21 protein-coding genes and 1 pseudogene are annotated in these 21,280 nt (G+C 70.8%); 10 read left to right on the top strand and 12 right to left on the bottom strand.

Annotated elements, in window-relative coordinates; translation table 11 throughout:
• Window positions 1-2 precede the first annotated feature (2 nt).
• Genes HD596_RS35180 through HD596_RS35170 form a run of 3 tightly spaced genes read right to left on the bottom strand, consistent with a single transcriptional unit; the run spans window position 3 to window position 3,452 of the window.
• Window positions 3-1,574, bottom strand: coding sequence for a DUF3502 domain-containing protein (locus tag HD596_RS35180; protein ID WP_185073719.1), 1,572 nt, complete (start codon window positions 1,572-1,574; stop codon window positions 3-5).
• Between the two features lie 28 nt (window positions 1,575-1,602).
• The gene (locus HD596_RS35175) at window positions 1,603-2,469 is read right to left on the bottom strand and encodes a carbohydrate ABC transporter permease (RefSeq protein ID WP_185073717.1); all 867 of its coding nucleotides are present in this window, start codon (window positions 2,467-2,469) and stop codon (window positions 1,603-1,605) included.
• A complete protein-coding gene (locus HD596_RS35170; protein ID WP_185073715.1) occupies window positions 2,466-3,452 on the bottom strand; it encodes an ABC transporter permease in 987 nt (328 codons plus the stop codon). The genes HD596_RS35175 and HD596_RS35170 overlap by 4 nt, the downstream gene beginning before the upstream one ends.
• A 248-nt stretch (window positions 3,453-3,700) precedes the next feature.
• Here HD596_RS35170 and HD596_RS35165 point away from each other — a divergent pair, with 248 nt between their 5' ends.
• The 4 genes from HD596_RS35165 to HD596_RS35155 all read left to right on the top strand — a co-directional run bounded on the left by HD596_RS35165 (window position 3,701) and on the right by HD596_RS35155 (window position 6,917).
• Entirely contained in the window at window positions 3,701-4,687 is a 987-nt protein-coding gene (locus HD596_RS35165; protein ID WP_185073713.1) for a hydroxyacid dehydrogenase, read from the top strand.
• A 447-nt stretch (window positions 4,688-5,134) separates the two neighbouring features.
• Window positions 5,135-5,695: an alpha-amylase family protein gene (locus HD596_RS60580; RefSeq protein ID WP_221519655.1), complete on the top strand. Its 561-nt coding sequence runs from the start codon at window positions 5,135-5,137 to the stop codon at window positions 5,693-5,695.
• Complete coding sequence (locus tag HD596_RS64030; RefSeq protein ID WP_281398286.1) at window positions 5,692-5,820, top strand: hypothetical protein; 129 nt, start codon at window positions 5,692-5,694, stop codon at window positions 5,818-5,820. Before HD596_RS60580 ends, HD596_RS64030 begins: the two co-directional genes overlap by 4 nt.
• A gap of 50 nt (window positions 5,821-5,870) precedes the next feature.
• Window positions 5,871-6,917, top strand: a complete 1,047-nt coding sequence (locus HD596_RS35155) for a LacI family DNA-binding transcriptional regulator (RefSeq protein WP_185073711.1) — start codon at window positions 5,871-5,873, stop codon at window positions 6,915-6,917.
• On the opposite strand, the gene HD596_RS35150 is transcribed toward HD596_RS35155, so the two are convergent.
• Window positions 6,910-7,386, bottom strand: coding sequence for a hypothetical protein (locus HD596_RS35150; protein WP_185073709.1), 477 nt, complete (start codon window positions 7,384-7,386; stop codon window positions 6,910-6,912). The genes HD596_RS35155 and HD596_RS35150 overlap by 8 nt on opposite strands.
• Before the next feature lie 233 nt (window positions 7,387-7,619).
• Window positions 7,620-8,426 (bottom strand): SAM-dependent methyltransferase, encoded by an 807-nt coding sequence (locus HD596_RS35145; RefSeq protein ID WP_185073707.1) that lies wholly within the window; start codon window positions 8,424-8,426, stop codon window positions 7,620-7,622.
• Window positions 8,427-8,730: 304 nt separating this feature from the next.
• Between HD596_RS35145 and HD596_RS35140 the strand changes: the two genes are divergently transcribed.
• From HD596_RS35140 to HD596_RS35130, 3 genes are read left to right on the top strand one after another with little or no spacing between them, the layout of a single operon-like run.
• On the top strand, window positions 8,731-9,930 hold the full coding sequence (locus HD596_RS35140) for a hypothetical protein (protein WP_185073705.1): 1,200 nt from the start codon (window positions 8,731-8,733) through the stop codon (window positions 9,928-9,930).
• A 48-nt stretch (window positions 9,931-9,978) separates the two neighbouring features.
• A complete protein-coding gene (locus HD596_RS35135; protein WP_185073703.1) occupies window positions 9,979-10,728 on the top strand; it encodes an ABC transporter ATP-binding protein in 750 nt (249 codons plus the stop codon).
• Window positions 10,725-11,510: an ABC transporter permease gene (locus HD596_RS35130; RefSeq protein WP_185073701.1), complete on the top strand. Its 786-nt coding sequence runs from the start codon at window positions 10,725-10,727 to the stop codon at window positions 11,508-11,510. Before HD596_RS35135 ends, HD596_RS35130 begins: the two co-directional genes overlap by 4 nt.
• 4 nt (window positions 11,511-11,514) lie before the next feature.
• Here the strand turns inward: HD596_RS35130 and HD596_RS35125 are convergent, their stop codons facing one another.
• Window positions 11,515-12,420, bottom strand: coding sequence for a Sco1979 family transcriptional regulator (locus HD596_RS35125; protein WP_185078904.1), 906 nt, complete (start codon window positions 12,418-12,420; stop codon window positions 11,515-11,517).
• 301 nt (window positions 12,421-12,721) lie between these two features.
• On the opposite strand from HD596_RS35125, the gene HD596_RS35120 reads away from it, so the two are divergent.
• The 3 genes from HD596_RS35120 (at window position 12,722) to HD596_RS35110 (ending at window position 15,691) form a co-directional block, all read left to right on the top strand.
• Complete coding sequence (locus tag HD596_RS35120; protein ID WP_185073699.1) at window positions 12,722-13,078, top strand: hypothetical protein; 357 nt, start codon at window positions 12,722-12,724, stop codon at window positions 13,076-13,078.
• A 114-nt stretch (window positions 13,079-13,192) separates the two neighbouring features.
• Window positions 13,193-14,920 (top strand): CocE/NonD family hydrolase, encoded by a 1,728-nt coding sequence (locus HD596_RS35115; protein WP_185073697.1) that lies wholly within the window; start codon window positions 13,193-13,195, stop codon window positions 14,918-14,920.
• 75 nt (window positions 14,921-14,995) lie between these two features.
• On the top strand, window positions 14,996-15,691 hold the full coding sequence (locus HD596_RS35110; protein WP_185078903.1) for an enoyl-CoA hydratase/isomerase family protein: 696 nt from the start codon (window positions 14,996-14,998) through the stop codon (window positions 15,689-15,691).
• Between the two features lie 10 nt (window positions 15,692-15,701).
• On the opposite strand, the pseudogene HD596_RS65765 reads toward HD596_RS35110, so the two are convergent.
• The 6 genes and pseudogenes from HD596_RS65765 to boxC form a co-directional block, all read right to left on the bottom strand.
• Window positions 15,702-15,812: pseudogene (locus HD596_RS65765) on the bottom strand (hypothetical protein); the annotation flags it as partial.
• Window positions 15,813-15,842: 30 nt separating this feature from the next.
• Window positions 15,843-16,703 (bottom strand): amidohydrolase family protein, encoded by an 861-nt coding sequence (locus HD596_RS35100; RefSeq protein WP_185073695.1) that lies wholly within the window; start codon window positions 16,701-16,703, stop codon window positions 15,843-15,845.
• Between the two features lie 5 nt (window positions 16,704-16,708).
• The gene (fdxA, locus tag HD596_RS35095) at window positions 16,709-17,038 is read right to left on the bottom strand and encodes a ferredoxin (protein ID WP_185073693.1); all 330 of its coding nucleotides are present in this window, start codon (window positions 17,036-17,038) and stop codon (window positions 16,709-16,711) included.
• A gap of 14 nt (window positions 17,039-17,052) precedes the next feature.
• On the bottom strand, window positions 17,053-18,024 hold the full coding sequence (locus HD596_RS35090) for an NAD(P)/FAD-dependent oxidoreductase (protein ID WP_185073691.1): 972 nt from the start codon (window positions 18,022-18,024) through the stop codon (window positions 17,053-17,055).
• On the bottom strand, window positions 18,021-19,559 hold the full coding sequence (locus HD596_RS35085) for a benzoate-CoA ligase family protein (protein ID WP_185073689.1): 1,539 nt from the start codon (window positions 19,557-19,559) through the stop codon (window positions 18,021-18,023). The genes HD596_RS35090 and HD596_RS35085 overlap by 4 nt, the downstream gene beginning before the upstream one ends.
• 2 nt (window positions 19,560-19,561) lie before the next feature.
• Window positions 19,562-21,211 (bottom strand): 2,3-epoxybenzoyl-CoA dihydrolase, encoded by a 1,650-nt coding sequence (gene boxC / locus HD596_RS35080; protein WP_221519653.1) that lies wholly within the window; start codon window positions 21,209-21,211, stop codon window positions 19,562-19,564.
• Window positions 21,212-21,280 lie beyond the last annotated feature (69 nt).

The following is a 21,280-nucleotide window of genomic DNA, read 5'->3' as shown; positions in this document are numbered from 1 at the left end:
CGTCACTGGCCCTTCAGGTAGGCGTCGGCCTGCTTGGCCATCTCGGCCTGGACCTTGGCCAGGCCCGCCCGCTCCACCGCCTTCTTCAGCTTGTCCAGCCCCTGGTCGACGTCGACGGCGCCGATGAACAGCGGATTGGCGAACTGCGTCATGGCCGCGGTGACCTGGGTGTTCTCCCGCTTGATCGGCTCCGGGTCGGGGACGAAACTGGCGTAGGGGTCGACGGTGAAGTTGTCGATGTCCTGCGCCCAGTCGAACCACTTGGTCTCGGACTCGGTCATGCCCTTGACCCGGCGCTCCAGCTTGGCCCGCCAGGCGAGGGCGAAGCCGGGGAAGGTGTAGGTGGACAGCTGCTCGTACTTGTCGTCGCCGACGGGGTTCCAGTCCTTGCCGGGCAGGCCGTAGTTGAGCAGGTCGTGGTTCTCCTTGATCGACACCCAGTCCTGCAGCTGCATGGCCTTCTCGTTGCTCTCGCCCTTGGCGTTGAGCACCACGAAGTTGTCGCTCTGGAAGGTCTGGTACGGCTTGGCGCTCTCGCCGCCCTTGAGCGGCATCACGTTCGCGATCATCGCGCCCGGCACGTTCTTGGTCAGCTCGGGCAGCCCCGTGGAGGACAGTCCGTCGGTCATGGCCCAGCCGGTGGCGACGCGGCCGGCCTTGAACTGGGAGTCCAGCGCCTTCGAGTCCAGGGTGAGGGCGTTCTTGTTGATCAGCCCGTCCTGGTAGTACTTGCGGATCTTGCGCAGCGCGTCCACCATGCCCGGGGCCTCCCACCACGGGATCGGGTTGGACGAGCCGGTCTGCTTGCCGTCGGCGGCCAGGACGAAGTTGAGCGAGTCGCCGGTGAAGGAGGCGATGCTCATGGTGGGGTTGTCCCACATGTAGGGGTTGAGCCAGCCGACCGGGTTCCACGCCACCAGCAGCTTGGGCATCCGGGAGCTGACGCCGATCGGGATGATGTCCTTGTTCTTCTGCTTGACGTCGTACCAGAACTTCTCCAGCCCGGCGAAGTCCGTGATGTTGCTCATGCCGAGCTTGTCGGCCAGGTCCTGGCGGATGCTGAAGTGGTGGAAGCGGGCGACCGAGTTGATCTGGGGCAGGCCGTAGAGCTTGCCGCTCCACCGGTTGAGCTCGATGATCTTCGGGTCGATCGTGGCGGTCAGGTTGGGGTACTTGCCGCTGGACAGCAGGCTGCTCAGTTCGACGATCGAGCCGCTGGCCGCGAGCTGGGTCATGTTGAGCCAGCGCGCCTGCAGCGCGGTGTCGAACTTCTCCCCCGCGGTGAACTTCAGCAGCGCCTGCTGGCCGTAGCTGGTCCACGGGATGAACTGCGGCTTGATGGTGAAGCCCAGGTCGGCCTGGAGCTTCTTGTTGACCTCGGCCAGGACGGCGTCCCAGCCGGCCGGAACGTCGCCGGGGAGCAGCAGGCTCAGCGCGAGCGCGCCGGAGCTCTGGGCGCCGCCGGTGGCCTGCGGCTTCTGGGAGTCGTCCGAGCAGGCGGCGAGGAGGGCGGCCAGGGACAGGCCGCCGCCGGTGGCCAGCAGGCGGCGCCGCGACATGAGGTGGTGGGACACGGTAACTCCTGAGGTGGGGGGAGCGGGATCAGCCCTTGGTGGCACCGAGGGTGATGCCCTTGACGAAGTAGCGCTGGGCGAAGGGGTAGGCGAGCAGGATCGGGCCGATGGCGACGGTGGTGAGGGCCAGCCGGAGCTGGTAGACGGGGGTGGCCGCCTCGGCGAGCTGCGGCAGCATCTGCGTGAAGGAGATGTTGGAGATGAGGTTCTGCAGCACGAGGGGCAGCGGGAACTTGTGCACGTCGTCGATGAACAGCAGCGCCATGAACCAGTCGTTCCAGTAGTGCACGGCGTAGAAGAGGCCGACGACGGCGAGGATCGGCTTGGACAGCGGGATGGCGATCGTGAAGAAGATGCGCAGCTCCCCCGCACCGTCGATCTTGGCCGACTCGAAGATCGACTCCGGCAGCTGGCGGAAGGCGCTGACCTGGACGAAGACCAGGAACGGCATGACCAGCAGCGGCAGGATCACCGAGAAGTAGCTGTTCTGCAGCTTCAGGTACTGCGTGACCAGCAGGTAGAGGGGCACCAGGCCGCCGGAGAACAGCATCGGCAGGTAGGAGAAGATGGTCAGCGGCCGGCTGATGCCGGGCAGCCGGCGGGCGATCACCCAGCTCAGCCCCGAGGTGACCGCCAGGGACAGGGCCGTGCCCACGACCGTGATGAAGACGCTGGCGAAGTAGGCGTCGAGCACCGCCGGACCCGTGAAGATCATCTTGTACGCGGTGAGGTCGAAGGCCGCCGGGAACAGGCTGTAGCCCGTCGTGGCCAGCTCGGACTCGCTGGTGAGGGACCCCGAGATGATCATCCAGAACGGGATCGCGCAGGCCAGCACGGCGAAGGAGACGCCGATGATGCTGACGATCGTGAACGGTTCCAGCTTCTTGCCGCTCATAGGACGCTGGTCTCCTTCGAGTACTTGCGCTGGATCAGCACCGCGATCACCACGAGGACGAAACCCACCACCGACTGGAACAGGCCGATCGCGGCGGTGGTGCCGAAGTCGCCGAGCTGGCGCAGGGCGCGGAAGACGTAGGTGTCGATGACGTCCGTGCTGTCGAACAGGGTGCCGTTGTCCCCGACGATCGCGTAGATGGTGCCGAAGTCGCCGTAGAAGATCCGGCCGACCCCCAGCACCAGCAGGACCGCCGCGGTGGGCTTCAGCAGCGGCAGGGTGATGCGCCAGGCCATCTGGGCGCGCGAGGCTCCGTCGATCATCCCGGCCTCGTAGACCTCCTCGGGGATGCCGGTGATCGCGGCCAGGAAGATGACGCTCAGGTAGCCGCCGAGCTGCCAGACTTTCACCACGGTGAGGATCCACGGCCACGGCCCCGGCTCCGTGTACCAGTCGACCGCGGGGAACCCGAGGCCCCCGAGGGCGTCGTTGACCGCCCCGCCCCCGCCGGAGGCCCCGGCCAGCAGCACCTGCAGGATGATGCTGATCACGACCGGGGAGACGAAGTAGGGGAAGAAGACGACGGACTGGGAGACCCGCTTGAAGAAGGTGCTGCGGATCTCGTTCAGCATGATCGCCAGCAGCATCCCGGCGGCCAGCGTCGCGGCCAGGAACAGGATGTTGAGGAAGAGCGTGTTGAACAGGATCCTCGCCGCGTCGCCGGACTCCAGGAAGTAGGTGAAGTTCTCCAGCCCGTTCCACGGGCTGCCGAAGATCCCCAGGCTGACGTCGAACTCCTTGAACGCCACCACCAGGCCGGACATCGGCAGGTAGCTGAAGACCAGGAAGAAGGCGACGGCCGGCAGTGCGAGCAGCCCGATCGTCCAGTTCGTACGGACCGCCCTGCGTCGGACGCGGCGCCTGTCCGGTGGCCCGGAGGGCGGTCTCGTCTGAGGCTCTGGCCTCGTCTGTAGCGTGCTCATCACCGAAGTCCCGTCTGAGGCGGCAGCAGGTGGCTCTCTAGGTTGATAGAAACCGGTCGCTGCGAACGCTACGTCCGAGCGGCCAGCACGTTCAAGGCTGCGTTACAGAGACGTTACACATCAGCGCAGGCCAGCCGGGAAATCCTGGTCGGACACGCCTCCGAAGTTCATCAGGGATTGCCCGTTGACCGCAGGAGGCTGCGCTCCTACTTTAGAAACCGGTCTCTATCGAATGGAGGGCTTCCCCCGTGTCCCCACGCCCGAAGGCGCTGTTCGCCATGCGCGAGGAACATCTCGCTCTGCTCTTCCCCGCGCCCCTGCTGCGGCGGCTGGACACGCTGGCCGACATCGACGTCGCCCTGGTCGCCGAGCGGTTCGACGACCCGCGCCTGGACCTGGCCGACGTCGAGATCCTCATCACCGGCTGGGGCTGCCCGCCGATCGACGAGGCGCTGCTGGCCGCCGCCCCCCGCCTGCGCGCCGTCCTGCACGCGGCCGGCTCGGTGAAGGGCATGATCAGCCCCGCCTGGTGGGAGCGCGGCCTGCTGGTCTCCTCGGCCGCCGAGGCCAACGCCGTCCCGGTGGCCGAGTACACCGTCGGCGCGATCCTGCTGGCCGGCAAGGGGGTCTTCGCCCTCAACCAGCGCTACCGGCGTGACCGCTCCTTCACCCTGGCCAAGATCGAGCCCGGCATCGGCAACAACGGCCGCACGGTCGGCATCGTGGGCGCCTCCCGCATCGGCCGCAAGGTCCTCGACCTGCTGGCGCCGTACGACCTGGACCTGTGCCTGTACGACCCCTACACCCGGGTCCCCGGCGTACGGCAGGAGTCGCTGGAGGAGCTGCTGCGCCGCAGCGACATCGTCAGCCTGCATGCCCCCGCCACCCCCGAGACCCGGCACATGCTCGACCGGGCGCGGCTGGCGCTGATGCCGGACGGCGCGGTCCTGATCAACACCGCGCGAGGGTCGCTGGTCGACACCGGCGCGCTGATCAGCGAGCTGAGGTCCGGACGGCTGTCGGCGATCCTCGACGTCACCGAGCCCGAGCCGCTGCAGCCCGACTCGCCCCTGTTCGACCTGCCCAACGCCTTCCTCACCCCGCACATCGCCGGCTCGCACGGCAACGAGCTGTCCCGGATGGGCGCCGTCGCCCTGGACGAGCTGGAACGGCTCGTCGCCGGGCTGCCGCTGGCGCACCAGGTGGCGCACGAGGACCTGGACCGGGTCGCCTGATGGAGCTGACCTGGCGCGACCTCGTCCTCGACCTGACCGCCGGAGCGCCGCCCCGGCTGCCGGCGATCGGCCCGTTCCGGGGCAACGGCCGCTCGGCGCTGCCGGTGGTGCAGATCGAGGTGACCGGCCGGGGCAGGAACGGCACGGCCGGCGAGCGGCACGTGGACGGGCTGAAGTTGCGCTACGAGAGCCATCACGCCGAGGACCGGTTCGACGACGTCTACCTGGCGCTGTCGGGACCGTCGCAGCGCGAGCACGGCTGGTCGGTCCGGCTGGCGCCGGGCGAGAGCTTCACCACGGCGGCCGCCGCGTTCACCGTGGCCGGCGACCCCGTGGCCGCCCTGACCGCCTACCGCCGGGCCGTCCGCCGGCCGCACCGCGACAACGCCGAGCTGCCGGTGGTCTTCAACGACTTCATGAACGGTCGGCGCGTGGGAGCCGTCCACCGTGCGCTTCCCCGGAGGACTCGGCGAGGTCATCGACGCGATCAAGGGCCACGGCATGGTCCCCGGGCTGTGGCTGGAGCCCGAGGTCGCCGACCGGCTGGTCCGCGAGCACGGCATCGGCTACTTCACGTTCGACTACAACATCGACCTCGGCCCGGCCGACCGGCTGCTAGAACACAACCGCGCCTACCTGGCCTGGGTCGAGCGCCTGCTGGAGCGCCACCCCGGCCTGGTGATCGAGTCCTGCGCGGCCGGCGGCATGCGGCTGGACGGCGCCACCCTGGACAGGCACTCCATCGCCTCGCTCACCGACCAGCAGGACGAGCTGCTGCTGCCCGCCGTCGCCGCCGCCGCGCCCGCCGCGGTACCGCCGGAGCAGGGCGCGATGTGGGCCTACCCCGCCGAGCAGGTCGCCTGGTCCATGGTCACCGCGATGCTCGGCCGCATCCACCTCAGCGGCCGCCTCGACCTGCTGCCCCCGGACCGGCTGGCCGAGGTCGCCGAGGCGATCGGCGTCTACAAGAGCTACCGCGGCTGCCCTGGCCCTGCGGTTGCGAGGTGACCCCGCTCTTCCCCTCCGCGATCGAGGCCGGCTGGCGGGCGGGCACGATCGGCGTCGTGCTGCCCGAGCCGTACTCCGCGGCGCTGCTCCGCCTGACGAAAGGTGCGCCTTGCCACGGAAGCTGACGCCACGAAAGCTGGCGCCACCGAAGCCCGCCGCGCGGGAAGCGGCGCCCGTGGATGACCTGGAGCGGGCCACCATCCGGGACGTCGCCGCCCGCGCCGGGGTCTCCGCGTCCACGGTCTCCCGGGTGCTCAAAGGGGACTATCCGGTCGCGCAGGCCACCCGCGCCCGCGTGCTGCGGGCCATGCGCGAGCTGGACTACGTCCTCAACGTGCACGCCCGCGCCCTGTCCGGAGCCGGCACCAAGATGGTCGCCTTCGTGCTCGACGACGTCACCGGGCCCTCCTTCGCCTACGTCGCCAAGGGCGTCGAGCAGCAGGCCACCGAAGAGGGCCGGCTGTGCCTGGTGTGCGCCACGCACGGCGACCCGGCGCGCGAGCTGGCGGTCGTCGAGGCCATGCGCGAGCAGCGTGCCGACGCGGTGATCCTGGTCGGCGGCGGCTCGGCCGACGACGCCTACCGCGCGCGCATGTCGCACTTCGCGCACGCCCTGGACAAGGCGGGCTCCCGGCTCGTGCTGTGCGGGCGCCCGCCGCTCGGCGACGACGTGCCGACCACCGTCGTCGAGTACGACAACGAGGCCGGCGCGTACGCCATGACCGGCCACCTGCTCTCCCGCGGCCACCGCCGGATCGTCTACCTCGGCGCCGCCACCGCCGGCGACCAGAACACCACCAAGATCGACCGCGTGGCCGGCTTCCGCCGCGCGCACGCGGACCACGGCGTCCCCTGCGATCCGGGCCTCGTCCTGCCCGGCGAATTCTCCCGCGACGGGGGTTACGAGGGGACCAGGCGGCTGCTGGCGGCGGGGACGGAGTTCACCGCGATCTTCGCGGGCACCGACATGGTCGCCGCCGGCGTGCTGGCCGCGCTGCGCGAGGCGGGCCTGCGCGTGCCCGAGGACGTGTCGGTCGCCGGCTACGACGACATCCCGCTCGCCGCCGACCTGGTCCCCGGGCTCACCACGGTGCACATTCCCACCGAGGAGCTGGGCCGCACCGCCGTGCGGCTGGCCCTGGACCTCGGCCGGCCGCAGCACGTCATCCTGGGCACGCACATCGTGGTGCGCGGATCGGTGGGCGAGAGGATCGTCAGTTGAAGGGGTTGTCGTAGGTGGACGACCTCCTCTTCCAGGTGGCCTGGTTCTGGCCGTTGAAGTTGACGCCCTCCACCTCGATCGTGACGTTCCTGACGGTGCCGCCGACGGCATCCGTCGTGCCGTACAGCTGGGCCGGATACTTGCACTCGGCTATGTTCGTGTTCCCGTAGTTCAGGCTGTACGAGGCGCGGAGGGTGGCGCGGTCGTTGATCAGGACGTACCCGCCGGCGGCGCTGTAGCTCGACTCGCGGCACAGGTAGAACTGGTAGGTGTACGTCGTGCTGTCGTTGAACTCGATCCAGCCGTAGATGCCGGCCAGCTTCTGGCTGTTGTCCCCGCGTACCTCCAGGAAGATCGGGACCTGGGCGGTGGCCGAAGCCGGCACGGCCGGCAGGGCGACCGCGGCCAGCAGCGCGAGAACGACGGTCAGGAGCCTGGTCGTGCGGCGTCGCAGGATGTCGGGTAACAATTCCGTCCCCTTCTGTCTGACGTGGCGTCGGCATCACCCTGCGCTGGCGGCCGCCGGGCCGTCCACTAGAGGATTCCTCGGGCCGGAATCGGGCAGGCGCTAACGTGGCCGAACGCCCGGCTGATAAGGGGGGCGATCTCTCCTTCCACCGGCGGTTATGGGGTGGCCGGAGCGCACCGGCCGCCGATTCCCCTCCGTGAAAGTTTCACGCGTACTACGCACGGCCCGCCGCCCTACTTCCTGCCGACCCCGCAGAATCCATCCACTTCCGGGACGTCGTCGATGTCGGGGCGCCATCGCGTGGTGGAGACGACGCCGGGGGGCAGGATCTCCAGGCCGTCGAAGAAGCGCCCGATCTGCTCGGGCGTGCGGATGGTCAGCTTGGGCGTGCCGTGCTCGTTCCAGTGCCGCACCTCCTCGCGCTTCGCCTCCGGGTTGAAGAACGCGGTGATGTGGACGAGCGCCAGGTGGCTGCCGGAGGGGACGGCGTCGAGCAGGCGTTTGACGATCCCGTACGCCTCGTCGTCGTCGTTGACGAAGTGCAGGATCCCCAGCAGCATGATCGCGATCGGCCGGGTGAAGTCGAGCGTGTCGGCGGCCGCTCCCAGGATGGTGTCCGGGTCGTGGAGGTCTGCCTGGATGTAGTTGGTCCTGCCCTCCGGCGTGCCCACGAGCAGGGCTTTGGCGTGGGCGAGGACGACGGGGTCGTTGTCGACGTAGACGACGCGCGTCTCCGGAGCCAGCGCCTGGGCGATCTCGTGCGTGTTGCCGGCCGTGGGCAGCCCGGTGCCGATGTCCAGGAACTGCCGTACCCCCGCCTCGGCCACCAGATGGCGTACGGAGCGGTGGAGGAAGGCGCGGTCGGCGCGGGCCGTCAACGCGATGTCCGGATTTATCCGGCTCAACCGGTCGCCGACTTCCCGGTCCACCGCGTAGTGGTCCTTGCCGCCCAGCCAGTAGTTCCAGACCCGCGCCGAGTGGGCAACGGTCGTGTCGATCTCCGGCGGCCACCGGTCCGTGGTCGAGTTGTCCGTTGTCATTCAGAGGTCTCCAGGCTTGAGCATAAGGTCCCCGGCGGCGACGCACCCGTGAGGTGATCATACCCATTTGCAACGAAGAAGCCGTTAGTGCACTTCTCCCGAATCTGAATCTCACACGACTGGACAAAACACCCACAGAGGGTGTTTCACCCGTAAGCGCTCACCAGAAATGCCGGGCGCTCGACAAAGCATGGTAAGTTCCGGGAATTGTCTTCCGCTCGCGCAGGACCAGGAATATCGGATCAGCGCTTGACATGGTTTCTGCCGCGAATATGCAATCGCCGCACATCGGAAGGATGGCACCATGCGCGTGCGCCGGCCACGGCATGCGGGACGTAACACGGCGAGGGCCACAGCGATAGCCGCGCTGTTCCTCCTGCTCGCGGCGTGCACCGGCACGCAACAGGCGCCCCAGCAGAAACCGGCGGCGTCGGGGGATCCCAACGACCCGACCGACCTGCGCGGCGTCTGCCCGGCCACCGTCGTGGTGCAGACCCAATGGACGCCGCACATCACCGTCGAGGGCGGGATGTACCACCTGCTCGGCGCCAACCCTGCCATCGACGTCGGCAGGAAGCGGGTGAGCGCGCCGCTGGTCGTCCGGGGCAAGGACACCGGGGTCACGCTGGAGCTGCGGGCGGGCGGGCCGGCGATCGGCTTCACCCAGTCGTCGGCGCAGCTCTACACCGACCCCGGCATCACCCTCGGCGTCCTGGGCGGCATGGACGAGGGCATCCAGATGTCGGCCACCCAGCCGACCCTCGCGGTCATGGCGTTGCTGGAGATCCACCCGCAGATCATCCTGTGGGACCCGGCCACGTACCCCGCCTTCCACACCATCAAGGACATCGGCCGGACGGACACGAAGGTGCTCTACTTCGGCGGCAACACCTACATGGAGTATCTGGTGGGGGCGGGGCTGCTGAAGCGCAGCCAGGTGGACGGATCCTACGACGGGTCCCCGTCCCATTTCGTGGCCGCCGGGGGCAAGGCGGCGGTGGCCGGCTATGCCAACGCCGAGCCGTACATCTACGAAAAAGACGTGCCGCAGTGGGGCAAGCCGGTGAAGTATCAGCTCGTGTACGACGCCGGCTACCCCAACTACGGCCCCCCGCTGGTGATCCGCCCGGCCGACAGGCAGAAGCTCGCGCCGTGCCTGCGCAAGCTCATCCCCATCTTCCAGCAGGCGCAGGTCGACGTGCTGGCCGAGCCGGGCCCCACGATCGATCTCACCCTGCGGCTCAACCAGGCGTACAAGGTCGCCACCCAGTACACCAGGCCGAGCTCGGAGTTCTCGGTCCGGCAGATGAAGGCGCTCAAGCTGGCCGGCAACGGCCCCGACGACACCGTCGGCAACTTCGACACCGCCCGCGTGCAGCGGCTGATCGACATCACCAAGCCGATCTTCGCCAAGCAGAACAAGCCGGTGAAGGACGGTCTGCGACCCTCCGACGTGGTCACCAACGACTTCATCGACCCGAAGATCGGCTACCGCGCCGGCTGACCGAACGGCGGGTTGCCCGTGTCCTGTCCGACGTGGTCCAGTGGCCGGGTGCCCGGTCAGGCCGCCACCTCCGCGCTGTCGTTCTCCGGTGCGGGCAAGCGCTACGACGACGGCACGCACGCGCTGGACAAGATCGATCTGACCGTCGCCCCCGGCCAGTTCGTCGCGGTGGTCGGCCCTTCCGGGTGCGGCAAGAGCACCCTCCTGCGCCTGGCCGCGGGGCTGACCGACGCCACCGAGGGCTCGGTGCGCCGGGACACCGCGTCCGTGGGCTACGTCTTCCAGGACCATGCCCTGCTGCCGTGGCGCACCGTCCGCGCCAACGTGGAGCTGCTCGGCGAGCTGCGCGGGCTGTCCAGGGCGGAGCGGCGGCGGCGCGCGGACGAGGCGATCGAGCTGGTGGGGCTGGCCGACTTCGCGCACCACCGTCCCCGGACCCTGTCGGGCGGGATGCGGATGAGGGTGTCGCTGGCCCGTGCCCTCGCCGTCCAGCCCGACCTGCTCCTGCTCGACGAGCCGTTCGGCACGCTGGACGAGATCACGCGCGAGCGGCTGCAGTCGGAGCTGCTGCGCCTGTTCGGCCTGCGCCGCTTCGCCGCGGTGTTCGTCACCCACTCCGTCGGCGAGGCCGTCTTCCTGGCCACGAGGATCATCGTGCTGTCGGAACGGCCGGGGCGGATCGTGGGCGCCTGCGACGTGCCGTTCCCCTACCCTCGCCCGCCCGAGCTGCGCTTCAGCCCTGACTTCGCGCGGATCGCGGGCCAGGTGTCGGCCTGGCTGAGGGGGGCGGCCGCATGAGGTGGCTGCGGTGGGTTCCGCCGCTGATCGTCTTCGTCCTGGTGATCGCCCTGTGGTACGCGGTCACGTACGTGCTGCTGACCCCGGACCGGCGGTTCCTGCTGCCCCCGCCGGACGCCGTGGTGCGGGTGGGGCTCCTCGACCCCGTCAACCGCGCCGAGCTGCTGGCCGGCCTGCTGCTGTCCGGCCAGGTCGCGCTGCTGGGCCTGGCGATCGCGGGCGTGACCGGCGTCGTGTGCGCGATCGCCATGGCGCGGGCGAGGTGGCTGGAGCGGTCGCTGCACCCGTACCTCGTGATCCTGCAGACGATTCCGGTCCTGGCGCTGGTGCCGCTCTTCGGGTTCTGGTTCGGGTTCGGCTTCTTCACCCGCGTCCTGGTCTGCGCGCTGATCGCGCTGTTCCCGATCGTGACCAACACGCTGTTCGGGCTGCGGTCGGTGGAGGAGAGCCACCACGACCTGTTCACGCTGGCGCGGGCCGGGTGGGCGGCCCGGCTGTGGAAGCTCGAGTTGCCGGCGGCGCTGCCCCACCTCCTCACCGGCCTGCGCATCTCCGCCGGCCTGTCGGTCATCGGGGCGGTGGTCGGGGACTTCTTCTTCCGGCAGGGCGAGCCGGGCATCGGCACGCTCATCGACCTCTACCGCTCCCGGCTGCAGTCCGAGCAGCTGTTCGCGGCGGTCGCCCTGGCGTCCCTGCTCGGGCTGGCCGTCTTCCTCGGCTTCGGCGCTCTGGCGCGCAGGGCGACCGGCTGGCACACGGCCGCCCGCGACGTGGCACGCTAGCCGCTCAGAGCTCTTCGAGCATGCCCTTGAGCAGCGCCGGAGTCGCCTCCTTCGGAGCGGCCTGGATGGTCAAGGTGTTCATCACCTTGCTGTAGCTGTCGATGTCGGTGGGCTTGTCCAGGTACATCGCGCTGGTGAGGTGCTCCAGATAGACCACGTCGGGCAGGTCGGGGGCGTCGAAGCGTAAGAGCGTGAACGGGCCGCCCACCGCCGCGTGCCCGCCGATGTGGAAGGGCACGATCTGCAGGGTGACGTTCGGCAGGTCGCAGACCGCGAGCAGGTGCTCCAGCTGGGCCCGCTGGACGTCGCGGCCGCCGATCGGCCGGGTCAGCACCGCTTCGTCCATGATCGCCCACAGGGTGGGCGCGTCGCTGTCGGTGAGCAGGTCCTGGCGGCGCATCCGCATCGCCACCCGGCGATCGAGGTCGTCGGGGTCGGCGTCGCCGTACTGGATGCCGATGACGGCCCGCGCGTACGGCTCGCACTGCAGCAGGCCGTGCACGGACTGCGCCTCGTAGTTGCGGATCGTGCGGGCCGCCTGCTCCAGCCCGAGGTAGGGCTCGAACCAGCCGGGAAGCACGTCGCTGTACTGGTGCCACCAGCCCGGGGCGCTGGCCTGGCGGGCCAGCTCCAGCACCTTCTCCCGCTCGTCGGGGGCGGTGATGCCGTACAGGGTAAGCAGATCGGCCACGTCGCGCTGCTTGAAGGGGCTGCGGCCCAGCTCCATCCGGCTGATCTTGGAGTGGCTGGCGCGGATGGTGTCGGCGGCCTGCTCGCCGGTGATGCCCTTGGCCTCGCGCAGCCGGCGCAGCTGCGTGCCCACCATGATCCGCAACGCGGTCGGCCCGCTTCGGGCACCACGTACGACGCCAGCGGGGACGCCGTCTCCGTCAGGCTCTGCAACGATCATCATCGATCCTTTTTGCCGGGCGAGACACACTCATTGTTCCTTACGTTACCTACTGTTTCATGCCCCTTCCGACCATGCGCCGATATTCGGCGCCGCACACTTCACCCCATACAACACAGAAGCCGACATGCCATTGTAAATGGGACCTTCCTTCCCTTTCCTTCTTTCAGCACACAGCCCGTGCACGTGCATATGCAATTTTCTTGGAATGCATGTGCAGACGTGCTTGCATCGGGGAATGCCAGTGGGAACGATAAGTCTCCCGCACGCACCACGATCTACCCCCTCGATGGAGATCCTGATGCCAGCACCCATGCCGTCAGAGCCGCCGCCCGACCGGGAAGAGCCCACAGACAGACCGCAGCGACCCCGCCATCGCCGCTCGCGCGGCCGACCCGCCCAACCGCCCCCGCGGCAGGACGCCGGCACCCCCGAATCGGCCGCCGTCGATCGCGACCTGGACGCCCTGCAGGCGCGGTGGCCGGGCTGGGTCATCACCTGGGGAGCCTGGCGGCAGGCCTACACCGCCTTCGAATGCCGCGACCCCCTCCGCTGCACCGTCCTCGAGGCCGGCAGCCCCGACCAGCTGCAGGCCGCCATGGCCAAGGCCGAGCTCGAGCTGCAGGCCCGCTGGCCCCGGCCCGGCGAGCGCCCCTGACGCATCGCCATCGTCTCCGGGGCCTTCCGATCGGTCAGAATGTGCGCTAGAAAGAGGCGGGCGCAAAATGCTACATAATCCTGACGGTGATGCGGGCGGGTGTAGGAGATTACGATGCGTTTCTCGGTCGAGAAGGACGTCATGGTGCCGATGCGCGACGGGGTGACCCTCGCCACCGACCTCTGGATCCCCGAGGGACCACCCGCGCCCACGCTGCTGGTGCGCGTCCCCTACGGCAAGGACGCCCTGCCGGGCCTCGGCGGGTCTCCCCTCACCCCCAACCTGCAAGCCCTGCTCGAAGCCGGGTACGCGGTCGTCTGGCAGGACACGCGCGGCAGGTTCCGCTCGAACGGCGAGTTCACCCCTCACCTGGACGACCCGCACGACGGCGCCGACACCATCGCCTGGCTCCTGGAGCAGCCGTGGTGCGACGGCAACATCGGCAGCTACGGCGCCTCCTACCTCGGCTTCGTGCAGTGGGCCGGCGCGTCGCAGGCCCCCGCCGGGCTCAAGGCGATCGCCCCGACGGTGACCAGCACCGACTTCTACCACGCGCCCTGGTACTCCGCGGGCGGCGCGCTCTCGTGGCACACCACCTGGACGTGGGCCACGATGATGACGCTGACGGCGGCGCAGACCGCGGGCGACTTCGGCGTTCTCATGGAGGCGGCCGGCATGGCGGCCGATCCGCAGCCGCATCTGGCCACCCTGCCGATCGGCGACCAGCCGCTGCTCAACAAGCAGTCGCCGTGGTGGGCCGAATGGCTGCGGCACCCCGCCCGGGACCGGTTCTGGCAGGACCTCGCCGTCGCCGAGCGGTTCGACCGGGTGACGGTGCCCGCGCTGAACGTCGGCGGCTGGTTCGACCTGTTCGTCGACAGCACCGTCCGCACCTACACCCGCATGCGCGCCGAGGGCGGCAGCGCCGAGGCCCGCGACGGGCAGCGGCTGATCATCGGCCCCTGGGACCACCTGTACCAGGACGGGGCCTACCACGACCGGCGGTTCGGCATGAGCGCCGGCGGCATGGCCGCCGACCTGACCGGGGCGCACATCCGCTTCTTCGACCGCTGGCTGCGCGGCCGCACCGACGCCCTGGACGGCACCGCACCCGTACGGATCTTCGTCATGGGCATCGACCAGTGGCGTGACGAGCAGGACTGGCCGCTGCCCGGCACCGAGTACACCGACTACTTCCTCGACGGCGCCGGCCGGGCCAACACCGCCGGCGGCGACGGCGTCCTCAGCCCCCGGCCACCCGCGGCGGAGGCGACCGACACCTACACCTACGACCCGGCCGACCCGGTCCCCACCCTCGGCGGCCGGATCATGATGCCCGCCGCCGTCAACGGGACCGGCCCGGTCGACCAGCGCCCGGTCGAGGCCCGCGAGGACGTGCTCTGCTTCACCACCCCCGCGCTGGAGGAGCCGGTCGAGGTCACCGGCCACGTCTCGCTCGTCCTCCACGTCACCTCGTCGGCGCGCGACACCGACTTCACCGGCAAGCTCGTCGACGTCTTCCCCGACGGGCGGGCGATCTACCTCACCGACGGCATCCTGCGCGCCCGCTACCGCGACTCCCTGGCCGAGCCGGAGCCGCTGGTCCCCGGCCAGGTGTACGAGGTCACGCTGGATCTGTCGGTGACCTCCAACGTGTTCCTGCCCGGGCACCGGATCCGCCTCGAGGTCTCCTCCAGCGACTTCCCCCGTTACGACCGCAACACCAACACCGGCGGAACCATCGCCGAGGACACCGCCGACCAGGTCGTCGTCGCGACCAACAGCGTGCTCCACGGTCCCGGGCACCCGAGCCGCCTGATCCTGCCCGTGATCCACCGCTGAGACCTGACGACGAGGAAAGAGGCCGCGGTGCTTCCGCTGAACGACACGGTGAAGGTCGAGGACGGGACCGACCGGATGCTGGTCCGGCTGGACCGGCCGCAGGCACGCAACGCGATCGACGCGGCGATGGTGGCGGACCTGCACGCGGTCTGCGCCGAGCTGGAGCGGCGGCCGCGCATCCTCGTCCTCACCGGCTCCGACGGGATCTTCGCGGCCGGCGCGGACATCCGCGAGCTGCGCGAGCGCCGCCGCGAGGACGCGCTGGCGGGCATCAACAGCGGCCTGTTCGACCGGATCGCCCGGCTGCCGATGCCGACGATCGCCGCCGTCGACGGCCCCGCCCTGGGCGGCGGGGCCGAGCTGGCGTACGCCTGCGACTTCCGCCTGGCCACCCCCCGGGCCCGCTTCGGCAACCCGGAGGCGGGGCTGGGCATCATGGCCGCCGCCGGAGCGTGCTGGCGGCTGCGCGAGCTGGTCGGCGAGCCGCTCGCCAAGGAGATCCTGCTCGCCGGGAGGGTGCTGCCGGCCGAGGAGGCGCTGGCCGTCAGGCTGGTCAACGAGGTGGTGCCGCAGGACGAGCTGCCGGCCGCGGCCGACCGGCTGGCCGCCCGGATCGCGAAGAACGCGCCGCTGGCGCTGCGCCTGACCAAGCTCGCGCTGGCCGCCCCGCCCGGCGCCCACCCGCGCTTCGACGACGTGGCGCAGGCCGTGCTGTTCGAGACGGAGGAGAAGCACGAGCGCATGACCGCGTTCCTGGAGCGGCGCGGTTGAGCACCACCGAGCCGGAGCCGATGAGGCAGCGGTCCTCGACCGTGCAGCCTTCGAGGTGAGCGTTGTGCCCGACGACGCAGTCGCTGCCGATGACGACGGCGTCCGGGTGGATCCGGGGCACCTGGTCGCCGAGGGCGTGGACGGGCCTGGCTCACTCCCCCGGCCGCAGGCCGGCGTACACCTTCGCCGCGTTCCCGGCGAGCACCGCCCTGGCCACCTCCTCGGGCAGGAGTCCCGCGACGGCGCGGGCGTTGACGGCGGTGCCGGGGACGCCGGGCCAGTCGGTGCCGAAGATCCATTTGCGGCCGAGCCGCGTGAGGTCGTACTTGGCGTAGTACTCGGGCAGCCGCTTGGGCGGCAGGCCGGACAGCTCCAGCCACACGGTGTCGTGGGACAGGGCGAGGAAGGCGGCGGCGTCGTACCACCAGCCGCGCCCGCCGTGCGCGAGCACCACGTCGAGGCCGGGGAAGTCGCGGATGACCGGGATGAGGAAGCCCGGGTCGGCGTTCTCGTTGGCCGCGCCCGGGAAGGAGCTGGTGCCGCAGTGGACGACGAGCGGGACGCCGCGCTCCTCCAGCACGTGGTAGGCGGGGTAGAGGGCGGCGTCGTCGCAGCGGAACCCGCCGTGCACGGGGTGCAGCTTGAGCGCGGCGGCGCCGAGGTCGAGCTGGCGGCGCAGCTCGTCGGCGAGCGGGAAGTGCAGGTGGGGGTTGACGTTGGCGACCGGCCGGAAGCGGGCCGGGTTGTGCTCGACGATCGGCAGCAGGTCCTCGAACGCCTGCGTCCCGGTCGCCTTGGGGCTGTACTCGCAGAACAGCAGCGCGACGTCCACGCCCTGGGCGGCGAAGAGCTCGTCCAGGCGGTCCGGGCGCGGCCTGCCCGCGGAGTCCCACACGTCCTCCAGCACGCCCTGCTCGCCGAAGTCGCGGGCCCAGCGCAGCCAGGCGGGCTTGAGGGTGCCGAGCAGCGGCACGTGGACGTGCGCGTCGATGAGGGGCATGCCGTCGATCATGCTCCTTACCTGCCCGCGACCATGGGGGTGTCCACCCCGATCCGGCCGGTTCTGCCCGAACCGCCGGGCGCGCCGAGCGGCGCCTCCCGCCCGTCCAGCACCTCGGTGAAGAAGCGGCGGTTGTCCTCGACGAACTCGGCGTGCTCCTCGGCGACCCGCCGGTCCTGGCTGATCGCCTCGACGGGGCAGACGGGTTCGCAGGCGCCGCAGTCGATGCACTCCTTGGGGTTGATGTAGAGCTTGCGCTCCCCTTCGTAGATGCAGTCGACCGGGCACTCCTCGACGCACGACTTGTCCATGACGTCGATGCAGGGTGCGGCGATGACGTACGGCATGGTGAATCTCCTGGTCACGGACCTGGGGCGGGATTGTCGGTGGAGTGCCCCGGGAAGAGCTGGGCGGCTGGGTCGAGGTGCACGGCGGCGTTGTTGACGGCCGTGGCCACCTCGCCGAAGCCGACCGCGATCAGCCGGACCTTGCCGTCGTAGTCGGCGATGTCGCCGGCGGCGAAGATGCCGGGCACGTTGGTGCGCATCGCGGAGTCGACGACCAGGTGGCGGTTGTCGTGCAGGTCGAGGCCCCACTCGCGCAGCGGGCCGAGGTTGGCGGTGAAGCCGAGGGCCGCGACCAGCCGCTGGCACGGGAGGGTCCGGCCGGTGCTGAGCTCGACGCGTTCCAGCCGGTCGCCGCCGCGGGCGGCGGTGACCTGGGCGTTGACGACGACCTCGACGGGCGAGGCGGCGAGCCGGGCCACGGAGCCGTGGTGGGCGCGGAAGGCGGCGCGGCGGTGGACCAGCGTGACGCTGCGCGCGACGGGGTGGAGCATGAGGGCCCAGTCCACGGCGCTGTCGCCGCCGCCGACGATGACGACGTCCCGGCCCGCGTGGTCCGCGGCCTCGGGCACGAAGTACGCCAGGCCCCGGCCGAGGAACTCCTCCCCGGCCGGGAGCGGGCGGGGCGTGAAGGTGCCGATCCCGCCGGTCACGACGACGGCCCCGGCGGTGATCTCGGTGCCCGCGCCGGTCTTGACCACGAGCCGGCCGGTCGGGGCGCGTTCGAGCCGCTGGGCCTCCTCCCCGAGCACGTACGCCGGTTCGTACGGGGCGGCCTGCTCGACCAGGTTGGCGATGAGGCGGCGGCCGGAGACGGCCGGGAACCCGGCGACGTCGTAGATCTGCTTCTCCGGGTACATCGCGCTCACCTGGCCGCCGACCTGGCCGAGCGAGTCGACCACCGCCGTGCGCAGGCCGCGGACCCCGGCGTAGTAGGCGCCGTACAGGCCCACGGGACCGGCGCCGATGATCAGCACGTCGACGTTCACGCGGGGGCCTCCTGGGCGAGGAGCTCGCGGACCCGGAAGCGCTGGATCTTGCCGGTCGCGGTCTTGGGCAGCCGGTCGAGGAAGACCACCCGGCGGGGCCGTTTGAAGGCGGCCAGGCCGTCGCGGCACCACTGGACCAGCTCCTCGGCGGTGACCTGCCCCTGGGCGACGACGCAGGCGACCGGTTTGTCCAGCCCGTGCTCGTCGGCCACGCCCACCACGGCCGCCTCCAGGACCGCCGGGTGCTCCAGCAGCCGGCTCTCGACCTCGGCCGGCGAGACCCAGATGCCGCCCGCCTTGAGCAGGTCGTTGCTGCGGCCCAGGCAGGTGTAGTAGCCCTCGGGGGAGCGCGTGTAGGTGTCGCCGGTGTTGAGCCACTGGCCCGCGAACACGGCGCGGCTGGCGTCGGTGCGCCGCCAGTAGCCCAGGGCGATGGACTCGCCGCGCACATGCAGCGCGCCCGGCTCGCCGTCGGGGACGAGCCGGCCGTCGGGGTCGCGCAGCTCGATGTCGTAGCCGGGCACGGGGCGGCCGGTGGTGCCGGGGCGCACGTCGCCAGGCCGGTTGGACAGGAAGATGTGCAGCGCCTCGGTCGAGCCGATGCCGTCGATGATCTCGACGCCGAAGCGGCCGGTGAACCGCTCCTGGAGCGGCGCGGGCAGCGCCTCCCCCGCCGAGGCGCCCAGCCGTACGGAGGCGAACGTGCCGGCGGGCAGGTCGGCGGCCAGCAGCGCGGCGTAGAAGGTGGGGACGGCGAAGAACAGGGTCGGGTGGTCGGCGGCCATCCGTTCGGCGGTCACGGCGGGTGCGGGGCGGCGCGGCTCCAGCACGGTCGCGGCTCCGGCCGAGAGCGGGAAGAACATCGAGTTGCCGATGCCGTAGGCGAAGAACAGCTTGGCGACGGAGAAGCAGACGTCGTCGGGCCGGATGCCGAGCACCTGGTCGCCGTAGGTCCGGCAGACGTGCCTGACGTTGGCGTGCCGGTGCATGGCGCCCTTGGGGACGCCGGTGGTGCCGGAGGTGTAGAGCCACAGGGCCCAGGAGTCCTCCAGCGTGGGAGCGGGCTCGCGCGGCTCCCCCTCACCCTTGCGGAGCAGCTCCTCCCACGTCAGGGACGCGCTCCCGGGCGGCGGGTCGCCCTCCCACACCACGTGCCGCACCTCGGGCGCCAGGGCGAGCGCCTCCTGGACCTGGGGGGCGTACTCGGCTCCGGCGACGACGACGGCGGCGCCGGAGTCGGCGATGATCGCGCCGAGCTCCTTGGCGCCCAGCATGGTCGAGACCGGCACGGCCACGAACCCGCCGCAGAAGGCGGCCAGGATCCCCGCGAACATGGGGACGCCGTCGCTGGTGACGAAGACCACGCGGTCGTCGCGCCGCAGCCCGAGGGCGCGCAGGGCGGCGGTGGCGGTCGCGACGAGGTCGGAAAGCTCCGCGTACGTGAGCGTGGCGCCGCCCCGGACCGCCACCCGGTCCCCGCGTCCCTCGCGGACGTGGCGGTGGACGAGCCAGTCCCCGGCGTTGAAAAGGGTCATAATCAGACCCTCTTGAGGTCGTAGTCGCCCTTGCGGCCGGTGCCGTAGCGGCGCAGCGCGCCGTCGGGGCCGGAGGCGTTGGGCCGGACGAAGATCCAGTTCTGCCAGGCGGTGAGGCGGCCGAAGATCTTGGTCTCCAGCGTCTCCGGGCCGGCGAAGCGGTGGTTGGCCTCCATGCCGGTCAGCGCGTCGGGTGAGAGCGAGGCGCGTTCCTCCAGCAAGATGCGCAGCTCGTCCTCGAAGTCGATGTCGTCCAGGGCGAGGGTGACCAGGCCGAGCTCCATCGCGGCGGCCGCCTCCAGCGGCTCGCCGAACCGGGCGCGGGCGGCCTGCAGGTCCTGCTCGTTGCCCCAGAAGCGGGAACGCAGGCGGGACAGGCCGTTGCCCATCGGGAAGAGGCCGTCGTTGGACGGGGTGAGGACGAGGGTGGCGGGGACGGCGGCCTCGTCGCGGTCCTCGTAGACGCCCTCCAGCATGTACTGCCGGTCGGCGGCCAGGGCCAGCTCGGCGAGCAGGCCCGCGAAGGCCGTGCCCGGCTCGATGACGGCGATGAGGCTGCGGCTGGTGACGTCGAGGCGTTTGAGCGTGCGTTTGTAGTAGTGGCGCACCTCGTTGACGAACCAGTGCCCGGCCCGCTCGCGGAGCTGGGCGTCGTAGGCCAGCACCCGCTCGGGGTCGCCGGCCGCGCGCAGCACCCAGATGCCGAGCTCCGGCTCGTTGGTGCGCAGGTGCAGGATGAGGTCGTCCAGCGCGCGGGTCACGGCGAGCGGCCAGTAGCCGGCGCCCTGCTCCGCGGGCTCGGCGGGCGGGGCGTCGCCGGGGCCGTCCACGGTGATCTCGACCCGGCGGCCGGCCCGGTCGATCCGGGCGGTCACGTACGGGTACGTGACGGCGTCGCCGTCGTCCTTGCGGTCGAGCGGCGTCAGGGCCACCCCCGTGGCGTCCGCGGGCCGGGCGGAGGCCGCCACCGCCGCGTCCGCCCGCCTGGCCACCTCCTCCTCGAAGGAGTGGCGCGGCACGGCGGCGTCCACCAGCCCCCACTCCATGGCCGTGCGGCCGCGGAAGCCCTCGGCCCTGGTGGCGAACAGGTCGGCGCGGTCCTTGCGCACGTGCCGCTTGTCCACCACGCGGGTCAGGCCGCCGGTGCCCGGCAGCACGCCGAGCAGCGCCACCTCGGGCAGGGAGACGGCCGAGGAGCCGTCGTCGACCAGGACGATCTGGTCGCAGGCCAGCGCGAGCTCGTAGCCGCCGCCGGCGGCGGTGCCGTTGAGCGCGGCGATCCAGGTCTGGCCGGAGTGCTCGGTGGCGTCCTCGATGCCGTTGCGGGTCTCGTTGGTGAACTTGCAGAAGTTCACCTTCCACGCGTGCGTGGACTGGGCCAGCATCCGGATGTTGGCCCCGGCGCAGAACATCCGGTCCAGGCCGCCGGTGAGCACGACCGCCTTGACCTCGGGGTGCTCGAAGCGCAGGCGCTGGACGAGGTCGTACAGCTCGATGTCGACGCCGAGGTCGTAGGAGTTCATCTTCAGCTCGTAGCCGGGGACGAGGCCGCCGTGCTCGTCCACGCGCAGCGTGACGGTGGCCACCGGCCCGTCCACCGCGAGCGTCCAGTGGCGGTAGCGGTCTGGGGAGGTCGCGAAGGTGACAGTCAATGCGTGCTCCGGGAGGGCGTGGGACCTTGGCCACAATATTCGACGTCTATCATGAGGAGCGTCAAGTCT

This window comes from Nonomuraea jabiensis (assembly GCF_014204795.1).
GTDB lineage: Bacteria > Actinomycetota > Actinomycetes > Streptosporangiales > Streptosporangiaceae > Nonomuraea > Nonomuraea jabiensis.
Note: the sequence above shows the minus strand (reverse complement) of the source record. Positions and strands in the feature narration are given on the sequence as shown.